This window comes from Cupriavidus sp. 01L46 (assembly GCF_056399905.1).
Window position 1 is genome coordinate 1 of the sequence record NZ_JBFTSF010000211.1, and the last position, 11,745, is coordinate 11,745.

5 protein-coding genes are annotated in these 11,745 nt (G+C 70.2%); all 5 read left to right on the forward strand.

Annotated elements, in window-relative coordinates:
- Positions 1 to 144: 144 nt before the first annotated feature.
- On the forward strand, positions 145 to 366 hold the full coding sequence (locus tag AC1DS3_RS27820; protein ID WP_006160788.1) for an MbtH family protein: 222 nt from the start codon (positions 145 to 147) through the stop codon (positions 364 to 366).
- 2 nt (positions 367 to 368) lie between these two features.
- Positions 369 to 1,103: a thioesterase II family protein gene (locus tag AC1DS3_RS27825; RefSeq protein ID WP_441639641.1), complete on the forward strand. Its 735-nt coding sequence runs from the start codon at positions 369 to 371 to the stop codon at positions 1,101 to 1,103.
- 60 nt (positions 1,104 to 1,163) lie between these two features.
- Positions 1,164 to 5,723, forward strand: coding sequence for a condensation domain-containing protein (locus AC1DS3_RS27830; protein WP_477128373.1), 4,560 nt, complete (start codon positions 1,164 to 1,166; stop codon positions 5,721 to 5,723).
- 3 nt (positions 5,724 to 5,726) lie between these two features.
- Entirely contained in the window at positions 5,727 to 8,921 is a 3,195-nt protein-coding gene (locus tag AC1DS3_RS27835; protein WP_477128374.1) for a non-ribosomal peptide synthetase, read from the forward strand.
- An 84-nt stretch (positions 8,922 to 9,005) separates the two neighbouring features.
- On the forward strand, positions 9,006 to 11,745 hold a 2,740-nt coding region (locus AC1DS3_RS27840), incomplete at its 3' end, for an amino acid adenylation domain-containing protein (RefSeq protein WP_477128375.1).

Genomic DNA, 11,745 nt, shown 5'->3' on the forward strand with positions numbered 1-11,745 from the left:
CCCCTAAATACTTGCTTCCCCGTTTCGTCCAACAAGGTGACGGGCGCCATATCCCCTAAATACTTGCTTCCCCGTTTCGTCCAACAAGGTGACGGGCGCCATATCGGTGGCGCCGGATGATCCAGTACCGAACGGGAGCTTTCCATGAGTTTCGATCGCGACGACGCCACATTCCTGGTTCTCGTCAATCACGAAGAGCAGTATTCGATCTGGCCTGACTACAAGGCCATTCCGGGCGGATGGCGCGCGGCGGGCTTTAGCGGTGGCAAGCAGGCCTGCCTGGACTATATCGAGCGCACGTGGACCGACATGCGTCCGCTGAGCCTGCGCCGCTTCATGGAGGATCCAACGCGGACGAACGCCTGACCATGGCCGCGTTGCAGCTGTTCTGCCTGCCGCACGCGGGGGCCAGTGCCACGACGTATCTGCGCTGGCGCCGCCTGTTGCCGGCCGATATCGCGCTGGTTCCGCTGGAGCCGCCCGGCCGTGGCGCGCGTCTCGACGAGCCGCTGCTGCGGGATTTCGAGGCCCTTGCCAGCGCGATGACCGATGCCCTGTGCCGGCATCGCGCGCATGCCGGCATGCCGTATGCGCTCTTCGGCCACAGCATGGGCGGCTTGCTTGCCTGGCGCGTCTGCCATCTGCTGCGCGAGCGTGGCTATGGCTTGCCGCGTGGCCTGGTCGTTTCCGGCTGCGCCGCACCCACCCGACGGGATTCCCGGCGCCTGGCCGCCCTGCGCGGCGACGCGGCGCTGGCCGAAGACCTTCGCAAGCACGGCGGCACGCCCGAGGCCGTCTTTGCCGATCCCGAGCTGCTGCGCATGACGCTGGACGTGCTCGATGCCGACTATCGCGTCTGCGAGAGCTTCCAGCGTGCCGACGTCCCACCGCTGCCGATGCCGCTGCATGTCTTCGCGGGCCACGACGATCCGATCTTGCCCGCCGACCTCCATGCCTGGGCCATCGAATCCCAGGTCGGCCACACGCTGGACTGGTTTGCCGGCGGGCATTTCTTCCTGCACGACGATCCGGCCGCAGTGGTTCGCCGCCTCGTGACCCATCTGGAGGCGCCTCAGGCATCCACCATGCCCGCGTTTGCGTGACGCCCGCCGCGTCGCCCAAGCATCCAAGCCAACCGTCTACCTGAAAAGTCGATCCCAAGTATGCAGTCCGCTCCAAACGTCCCGGCCACGCTGGTGGCCCACCTCGGCCAACTGGCCGTGCACCGCGCCGGCGATACGGCACTGATCACCATCGACGCCGCCGGCGATACCCGCTACGACTACGCCTCGCTCGATGCCCGCGTGCGCGCCCTCGCCTCCCATCTGGCGTCGCGCGCCGCGCCCGGCGACCGCGCGATGCTGCTGCTCGACAGCGGGATCGACTATATGACCGCGTTTTTCGCCTGCCTCTACGGGGGATTGATCGCCGTGCCCGCCTTCGAGCCCGGCGCGGTCCGCTCGGCGCAGGTCGCGCGATTGCGCGCCATGGCCTGCGATGCGGACCCCGCGCTGCTGCTGACCAGCACGGCGCAGGCCACCGCGCACCACGATGCGCTGGCCGCCATCGCACCGCGTGCCGCCGTGATCCTGGCCGATGATCCGCAGCCGCCCACGCGGGACGACTGGCATCCCTACCCTGCCGGCCCGGACACGCTGGCCTTCCTGCAATACACGTCGGGGTCCACGGCTTCGCCGAAGGGCGTCATGGTCAGCCATGGCAATGTCATTGCGAACGAGGTGGCGATCGCGACCGGCATGGGCGTGCGGCCCGGCGACACGATGGTCAGCTGGCTGCCGCTGTATCACGACATGGGCCTGATCGGCGGCCTGCTGCAGCCCATCCACAGCGGCGTGCCCGTGGCGATGATGTCGCCGCAGTTCTTCCTGGAGCGGCCGGCACGCTGGCTGCAGGCCATCAGCCGGCATCGCGGCACGCTGTCGGGCGGCCCCGATTTCGCCTATCGGCTTTGTGTCGAACGCGTGCGCGACAGCCATTTCGAAGGGCTCGACCTGTCGAGCTGGGACGTCGCATTCTCGGGCGCGGAGCCCGTGCGCGCCGACACGCTGCGTGCCTTCGTCGACCGCTTCGCACCGGCCGGCTTCCGCAAGCAGGCGCTGTATCCGTGCTACGGCCTCGCCGAGGCTACGCTGTTCGCCACTGGCGGCAAGCGTGGCACGGGCATGCTGAGCGAGCGTTTCGACCCTGCCGCCCTGGCACAGGGCCTGGGGAAGACGGCGAATGCCACCGACAGCGGCATGGAACTGGTCGCTTGCGGATTCCCCCGCGCCGACCATACCGTGCGCATTGCCGATCGGGATGGCCGGGCAGTCGCGGATGGGCACGTTGGCGAGATCGAAATCGCGGGCCCGAGCGTGGCCCACGGCTACTGGCGCAATGCCAGCGCCACGGCGGCCACGTTCACTGGCGACGCCGGTGCCGAACGCCGGCTGCGCACCGGCGATGTCGGCCTGATGCGCGACGGCCAGCTCTACATCGCGGGCCGGCGCAAGGACCTGATCATCGTACGCGGCCAGAACCTCTATCCGCAGGATATCGAGCAGGCTGTGGAAGCGAAGGTCACCGCCGCGCGCCGTGGCCGCGTGGCGGCGTTTCCCGTGCAGGGCCCCAATGGCGAGGCGATTGGCATTGCCGTCGAGATCTCGCGGCCGGACCAGAAGCGCATCGGACATGTGGCGCTGGTCCAGGCGCTCGCGGAAGCGGTCGGCAATGCCTGTGGCGAAACGCTGGCCGTGGCGCTGCTGCTGAACCCCGGTGGCCTGCCCAAGACCACCAGCGGCAAGCTCCAACGCAGCGCGTGTCGGCAGGGTTGGCTCGACGACGGCCTGGACGCCTGCGCCGTGTGGTCGCATGGCGCCTTCTCGCGCGGCGGAATCTCCGCCAACGGCCAGGCCCCGGCCGCCGGTGAGCCCCCTCGCGGCGAAGCCGAGATTGCCCTTGCCGCGTTGTGGCAAGAGCTGCTGGGCGCGGCGCCCGCCGACCGGCAGGCTCATTTCTTTGCGGCCGGCGGCAGTTCGCTGACGGCCGCGCGCCTTGTGGCACGCCTGCGTGAGCGATTCGGCGCGGCGGTGCCCATGCGTCTGCCGTTCGAGCACCCTACGCTCGCCGCCTGCGCGGCCGCGCTGGAGTCGCTCCAAGTCGGCGGCAACGATGGCGCCGACGCGCCGATTGCGCGCGGACCGCGTACCGGCGAGATGCCGCTGGCGCCCGCGCAGCAGCGCATGTGGCTGACGGACCGCATTGCCGCGCMCGCTGACCGCTGGATCTACAACATGGCCGGCGGCCTGCGCCTTGCCGGCCCGCTCGACGCGCAGGCCATGCGCGCCAGCCTGAACGCGCTCGTCGAACGCCACGAGATCCTGCGTACGTCCTATCCGGCCGACGCGAACGGTGCGCCCACCGCGCGCATCGCGTCCGCGCTGACGATCGATCTGCCATACCACGACCTGTCGTCGCTGGACGCATCCCAGCGCGCGGCGGCCCTGCACGAACTGGCCGAGGCCCAGGCGCGCGAACCGTTCGATCTGTCCAGTGCCCCGCTGCTGCGCGCGCGGCTCGTGCGGCTGGCCGACGACGATCACGCGCTGCTGCTCACGCTGCACCATATCGTCGGCGATGGCTGGTCCATCGACATCCTGCTCGATACGCTCGCGGCCGGCTACAACGCCGCCATCGCGGGCACCGCGCTCGATCTGCCGCCGCTGCCGATCCAGTACGCGGATTACGCCGTCCATCAGCATGGCGCGGACGGCGCGCGGTCCCAGCCATCCGAGGCCTCGTTCTGGCGCGATGCGCTGCAAGGCGCGCCGCGCCTTACGATGATCCCGTCGCCAAACCGTCGCCCGCCCGTGGCTTCGACCACCGGCGCCGCTTGCCACAGCGAGCTTCCCGATGCGCTGCTGGCGCGCGTCGATGCGCTGGCCCGTGCCCACGGCGCCACGCGCTACATGGTGATGCTGGCAGCCTTCCACGCGCTGCTGCACAGGCTGGGCGGTGCCGAAGACCAGTTGGTCGGCATCGACGTGGCCGGCCGCACGCGGCGCGAGTTGGAGGAACTGATCGGCTTCTTCGTCAACGTGCTGCCGCTGCGCGCGCGGCCCCATGCCACGCTGACGTTCGCTGCCCTGCTGGCCCAGTTGCGCGATGCCATGCTGGCCGCTTTCGATCATCAGGCTCTTCCCTTCGAGCGCATTGTCGAAGTGGCCGGCGTGCCGCGCGAGCGCGCGTGGCACCCGCTGGTCCAGATGCTGTTCGTGCTGCAGAACACGCCTGCCGACGCGCGCCAGTTCGCGGGCCTGCGTGCCGAACGCCTGCCGACGCCTGTCCACGCCGCCAAGTTCGACCTCGCCGTGTTCCTCGACCCCCACGCCGATGGCCTGCGCGCCGAATGGGTCTACGCGACGGCCCTGTTCGCGCGCGCCACCGCGCACCGCATTGCCGATGCCTACGGCGCCGTGCTGGCCCAGGCCGTGTCGAACCCCGCCCTTCCGTTGTCCGGCCTCGTTGTGCCGGCCAGCCTTTGCGAACCCGCTACCGATATGCCCGCCATGACTTCCAGCCAGATTTCCAGTCCCGGCAAGCTCGACAAGCTCGACAAGCTCGCCAAGCTCAACAAACTCGGCAAGGTCGCCGGGCTCCCGAAAACGGCGGCAGAAGCGGCTCCGGCCGCGCTGCTCGTGCGGACGTCGTTCCTGTCGCCGGGCCAGACCTTCCCCATCGTGATCGAACCGACCACGCCGGACCTGGACCCCGTGGCATGGGCGCTGGCCCATCGGCAGGACATCGAGGCCACGCTGTGCCGCCACGGCGGCATCCTGCTGCGCGGCTTCGGCCTGCGCACGCCGCAGGAGTTCGAACGGTTCGCGGAATCGATCGAGCCGGGGCTCTATGGGTCGTATGGCGATCTGCCGAAGAAGGAAGGCGGCCGCAACACGTATCGCTCCACGCCGTATCCGGAGCGCGAGATGATCCTGTACCACAATGAAAGCGCGCATCTGTCGCGCTGGCCGCGCAAGCAGTGGTTCTTCTGTGAGCTGCCCTCGCCCGTCGGCGGTGCCACGCCGATTGTCGACTGCCGCGAGATGTATCGCCGGCTGCCGCACGAATTGGCCGCCCGCTTCGAAAGCAAGGGGCTGCGCTACGTGCGCACGTTCAACGACAAGCTCGATGTGAGCTGGCGCGACTTCTTCAAGACGGACTCGCGCGACGAGGTGGAGGCCCGGCTGCGCGCCTCGGGCACCGATTTCGCATGGCTGGACGCCGATACGCTGCAGACCCGCGAGCAATGTCCCGCCGTGATTGCCCACCCGGTCACCGGCGAGCGCAGCTTCTTCAATCAGGTGCAGCTGCACCACACGGCCTGCCTGGACCCCGAGGGGCGACGCGACCTGCTGGAGATCGTCGGCCCGCAGCGGATGCCACGGCAGGTGCTGTTTGGCGACGGCAGCCCGATCGGCGACGACGTGATGGCGCTGATCGGCGAACTGTATGAAGCCTGCGCCGTGCGCTTCCAGTGGCGCCAGGGCGACGTGGTCATGCTCGACAACATGCTGGCCGCCCACGCGCGCGATCCGTTCGAGGGGCCGCGCAAGATCGTCGTGGCGATGGGCGACATGTTCGAGCGCCGCGACCTGCTGGCATTGGCGGGCCGTCCCGCTACGGCGGACAGCGCTGAAGTGGCCCTCGCCACGCTGGAGGGCTGAACGATGAATGCCATCGTCCATCCGTTCGGCACCGGAAGCGATTTCCCGGGCCACGCCCAGGCCCTTGGCCGCGAACAGCGGGCATTCGAAGCACACGCGGACGTTCCGCTCACGCTGACGGCCACCCTCGACGGCACGCTCGATTCCGAGCGCCTGCAGCGGGCACTGGCGCACGTCGCCGCGCGCCATCCGGCTGCGCGCCTGGCATTCGGACGCGTCGACGGCCTGCGCGGACTGCGCCAGCATTTCGAAGGCCCGGCGCCCGTCATGACGCTGTCGGCGCCTGCAGCCCGTGGTGATGTGCCGGCCTTGCAGGCAAGCGTCCAGCGCCTTCGCGAACCGGGCGGCGCCGAACGTACGTACGTATCGCTGGCCGCCAATCCGCTCGCCATCGATGGCCCGAGCCTGGTCACGCTGATGCGCGAACTCGCGCAGGCGTACGCCGACGACGCCGTGCCGGCCGGGGAAGCCCCGCTGTCCTATGCCGATTACCTCGAGTGGACCGCCGGTCTCGCGCAGGACAACGTCGAGGCCGGGCAAGCCTACTGGCAGGCCGTGCGCGACCGTCTTGCCGGGCTCGACGCCCCGCGCCTGCCGTGGCGGCAGGCGGGCACGGCGCCCATTGGCGCGCTGCGCACGCTATCGGCACCACTGCCGGAGGCAGATGCCGCTGCGCTCGCCGGCCTGGCCAGCCAGCTCGACCTGCCGCTCGTGCATGTGCTGCAGGCGGCATGGTGGCTGCTACTCGCCCGACTCGATCCCACGGGCCGATTCTGCGCGGGCTGGTGGCAAGATAGCCGCGACGATTTCGAGGCGCTGGCCGGCGCCGTCGGCCGCTACGAGTCCGTGCTCCCCGTCACGGTAGAGYCCGACGCGGAACGCAGCGTCGCCGATTGGCTCGGCCAGTTCAGCGCCCAGCTTCAGCAGCACGCGGGCTGGCGCGAGCACGCCACGGCCGATGCCGCGTCCGGCACGCCGACGCGTATCGGCTTCGCCACCACCGGCCCTGCCCTGCTCCGCGCGCATCACGGCGATATCGCATGGCGCATCGCTGCGCCGCAGGCACCGACGCCGGGCGTCGAGCTGGCGCTGCACGTCCATGCCGGCGATGCTGGTTTGCCGGGCGAATTGGCGCTGCACTATTGGGCTGAGCACTATYGCGCCGACGCGATGGCCTGCCTGCTCGACCAGTACCTGACCCTGCTGCGGACCCTGCCGACGCAGTYGGGGACCACCGTCTCGGCGCTGCCGCTGGCCACGGCCGCGGATCAGGCTCGTATMGCGGCGATGCACGGTCCGGCGCTGCACGTCGGCACCCAGATGCTGCCGCAGCGGCTGGCACACTGGGCCGCCGAACGGCCACTGGCCGCCGCGCTATCCGCCGGTGGTCGCCAGTGGGGGTATGCGGAACTGTCCGCCGCCGTCGATGCGCTGGCGAGCCATCTGCCGTCACTGGGTTGGCGCCCGGGCCAGCCGGTGGGCCTGCTGCTGCCACGTTCCGGCGAACTCGTGATCGCGCTGCTGGCGGTGATGCGTGCCGGTGGCGCCTATCTGCCGCTGGACCCCGCATGGCCGCCGCAGCGGCGCGCGCGGATCCTGGCGGACGCCGGCGCCACGCTGGTGCTGACCGACGCCGCGCACCTCGCGGACGCAGCCGGTCCGACACCGCACGCGGATGTCGTCGCGTGGCGGGCGTCTTCGTCCGGCGTCACGTCCGGGGCGTCGCTGCCCGATATCGAAGCGGACCAGACGGCCTACGTGCTCTACACGTCGGGCTCCACGGGCACGCCAAAGGGGGTGCCGATCTCGCACGCCCAGTTGCTTAACTATGCGGCGGCCTCCGGCCAGGCGCTGCGGCTCGATCGCTGCGAGCGCTTTGCGCTGACGTCCACCGTGGCGGCCGATCTCGGCAACACCACGCTGTTCGGCGCATTGTGGCATGGCGGCTGCCTCTGTGTGGCGGACGATGCCGATATGCAGGATGCCGCCAGCTTTGCCCGCTTCCTTGCCCGCGAACAGGTGGACTGCCTGAAGATCGTCCCGTCCCATCTCGATGCGCTGCTCGACGGCGATGCGGCGCCGCTGGCGCTGCCGCCGCACGCCACGGTGGTGGTGGGCGGCGAAGCGGCCTCGCCGGCATTGCTGGCGCGCCTGCGCAAGCGTGCACCCGATGTCCGCCTCTGCAATCACTACGGCCCCACGGAGACCACCGTGGGCATCCTGGTCCACGAAGCGGGCCGTGCCGCCGACCTGCCGGAAGCGCCCCTGCCGCTGACGCGTGTCCTGGCGAACTGCGAGGCTCATGTCCGCACTGTGGCGGGGCAGCCGGCGACGGTCGGTGAAACGGGCGAACTCTATCTGGGCGGCGCCCAGCTTGGCGCCGGCTATCTCGGTGGCGTGGCCAGTGACGCCTTCGTCCCGCATCCCGAGCACGCTGGCCGGCGGCTTTACCGCAGCGGCGACCTTGCACGCTATCTGCCCGAAGGCGGTATCGAGCTGATTGGCCGCGCCGACAGCCAGATCAAGATTCGCGGATTCCGCATCGAGTGCGGCGAGATCGAACAGGCGTTGGAAGCACTGCCCGGCGTCCGTCAGGCGGTCGTGCTGCCGGTGACAGCCGACGACGGTACGACACGTCTGGCCACGTGGCTCGTGCCCGAGGCGGAAGCGGATGGCGCGCTGACAGCCGCGCGACGCAATGCACTGCGCCAGGTGCTGGCGGAGCGCCTGCCCGATCCGATGATTCCCGCGCAGTGGTTTGCCCTCGCGGCGCTGCCGCGCCTGCGCAACGGCAAGATCGATCGCCGGGCACTCGCTGCTTCGGTCCTTGCCGAGCCGGCCGGGGCGTCCGTCCGGTCCCGCGAGCCGGACAGCGCGCTGGAAGCGCTGCTGCTCGACCAACTGCGCGATCTGCTTGGCGCGCCCACGCTGGCGGTCCATGACGATCTGTTCGAGGCCGGCGGCCATTCGCTGCTGGTCATCAAGCTGGTGGCGCGGATTCGCAAGCTGCTCAAGCTGGAAATCGCGCCTGCGGTGGTGTTCGACGCCCCGAGTGCCGCCGCGTTGGCCGGCGCCCTGCGCGCCACGGCTACGGACCCCGATGGCCTGGAGACGCTCGCCGGCCTGCAACGCCAGTTGGCGGCGATGACTCCGGAGGCCCTTGCCGCCCTGCGCGCATCGGCCGGCGCCACGGCATGACGACAGCCCCGGCGCGATGGACGCGCCGGGGCGTCGACCGATCGGGATACCGGGAAAACAGGCTACTTCTTCAGGACCGCATTCATGATGCAATCTTCCAACGCTGCTCAGCAGGCAGCGCTGCTGGCGCTTCTGCTGGAGCAGGACGCCGAATCCGCAACRCACGCGGCCGCCCAGTTGCCTGCTGGCGTGGATGCCGACGCCATGGCGTCCACCGGGCCAGCCGATGGCGGCGACGCCCCGCTGTCGTTCTCGCAGCAGCGGCTGTGGTTCCTGCTGCAATACGAGCCGGGCAGCACTGCCTACAACCAGACGYGCGCCTATGTGCTGCGCGGGGCGCTGGACCGCGCCGCGCTGGATGCCGCGCTGCGCGCCGTGATGGCGCGGCATCCGGCGCTGCGCACGCGCTTCGTCGCCGATGCGGCCACGCCGGGCGCGCTGCCGCGACAGGTGGTGGAGCCCTCGCCGGCGTTYGCGCTGGCAGAGGCCCCGCTGGCGATGGGCGCTGACGCGTTGCACGCCCGCATCGACGCCGAAGCCGCGCGGCCGTTCGACCTGGGCCAGGCGCCGCTGCTGAGGGCGACGCTGCTGATGCGCGCCCCCGACGACCACGTGCTGCTGCTGTCGCTGCACCACATCGTCTCGGACTTCGTCTCGAATGCCGTGATTGCGCGCGATCTCGCGCAAGCCTACGGTCAAGCCTTGGGGGGCGACGCCGTGCGCCTTGCGACACCGGGTGCGACCTTTGCCGCCCATGCCAGCCGCCAGCGCGATGCCCTGGCAAGCGGCGCGCTCGATACGCAGCGCGACTGGTGGCAACGCCTGCTGGGTAGCCATGTGCCCGCGCTGCAGCTCCCCACGGACCGCCCGCATGGCGCCGACGCGACGCGTATCGCCCGCCGCGTCAACGCTGCCTTGCCCGCTCGGCTCGCCCGCACATTGCGCGCGTTCTGCGTCGCGCAGCGCTGCACCCCGTTCGTGGCGCTGCTGGCGGCGTGGCAGGCGCTGCTGAGCCGCCATGCGGGGCAGGATGACTTTGCCGTGGGCGTGCCGCACACCGGCCGCGACGGCGATGGGCTCGACGATGTGGTCGGCTTCTTCGCCAATACCCACGTCTACCGCTCGCGCGTCTTGCCCGGCGTGACCGGCCGCGCGCTCTGCGAAAGCCTGCGCGCCGATGCGCTGGGCGCGCTGGGCCATGCGGCACTGCCGTTCGAAGTGCTGCTCGACCGCATGCACGTGCCGCGCGATGCGGGCCGGCCGCCGCTGTTCCAGGTGATGTTCAACCTGCGCACCGCCACGGCAGGTGCCGGGCTGTCGCTGCCGGGCCTGACCGTGGAGGCTGTGGAGGCCAGCGAGACGGGCGCCAAGTTCGACCTGATTCTCGATGCGGAAACCGGCGCCGAGGATGTCACGCTCCATCTGGAGTACGACTGCGCGCTGTTCGACGCCGCCAGCGCCGAGCGCCTGCTGCGCTACTACGTGACGCAGTTGTCGGGCCTGATGCATCAACCGGACCTGCCGCTGACGGCGACGCCGCTGCTCGACGCGTACGATGGCGCGGTGCTTGCGCACCAGCTTGCCGCCGGCCGCCCGCTGCGGCGCGCCGCTGCCATCGAGCCCGCGCATCGCCAGATCCAGCGCCACGCGGTGCGTTCCGCCGATGCCGTCGCCCTGCGCCATGGCGACACCACGGTCAGCTACGGAGACCTCGAACGGCGCGCCAACCGGCTCGCGCACCGGCTGATCGCACTCGGCGTGGGGCCCGAGGTGCGCGTCGGCATCGCCATGGAACGCTCGCCCGAGATGATCGTCGGGCTGCTGGCGATCCTGAAGGCCGGCGGCGCCTATGTGCCGTTCGATCCGGCCTATCCGGCCGAGCGGCTGGCCTATCTGTTCGAGGACAGCGGCATTGCGGCGCTGCTGACGCAACCGGCGCTGCGCGACCTGCTGCCGCCGCGCGATGGCCTGCCGGTGCTGATGCCGGATGCCGACGCCGACGATCTCGTGTGGCCCGACACGGCGCCCGATGTCGACGTGCGGCCGGAACATCTGGCCTACGTGATCTATACGTCGGGCTCCACGGGGCGGCCGAAAGGGGCGCAACTGCAGCACGGCAACCTGTCGCGGCTGCTGGCGTCCACGCAGCATTGGTTCGGCTTCAACGCGGACGACGTCTGGACGCTGTTCCACTCGTATGCATTCGATTTCTCGGTGTGGGAGATCTTCGGCGCGCTGTGCCACGGCGGCCAGCTTGTGATCGTTCCCTTCCACGTGAGCCGCGCCCCGCAGGAATTCATCGCGCTGCTGCGGCGCGAGCGCGTCACGGTGCTGAACCAGACGCCATCGGCCTTCCGCGCCTTGCTGGCGCAACCCGAGCTTTACGGGGCGCCGCTGGCGCTGCGCTACGTCATTTTCGGGGGCGAAGCGCTCGATCCGCAGGCGCTGCGGCCGTGGATCGACCATGCCGGTGATGCCGCGCCGCAGCTGATCAATATGTACGGCATTACCGAGACCACGGTCCACGTGACGTACCGGCCGATTAGGTGTGCCGACCTGGACCCCGCCACGCGCGCACGCAGCCCCATCGGGGAGCGCATCCCCGACCTCGGCATCCGCGTGCTCGATCCGGGTTTGCATCCGGTGGCGCCGGGTGTGGCCGGGGAACTGTTTATCGCGGGAGATGGCCTGGCCCGTGGCTACCTGAACCGCGCGGCACTCACCGCCGAGCGCTTTATTCCCGATCCGTTTGCCGATGACGGTGCGCGGCTCTACCGCACGGGTGATCTGGCGCGCTGGCTGCCTGACGGGCAACTGGAGTACC

Bases quoted from the DNA above. Each gene is read 5' to 3' on its own strand.
- AC1DS3_RS27820 (WP_006160788.1), top strand. From the start codon at position 145: ATGAGTTTCGATCGCGACGACGCCACATTCCTGGTTCTCGTCAATCAC.
- AC1DS3_RS27825 (WP_441639641.1), top strand. From the start codon at position 369: ATGGCCGCGTTGCAGCTGTTCTGCCTGCCGCACGCGGGGGCCAGTGCC.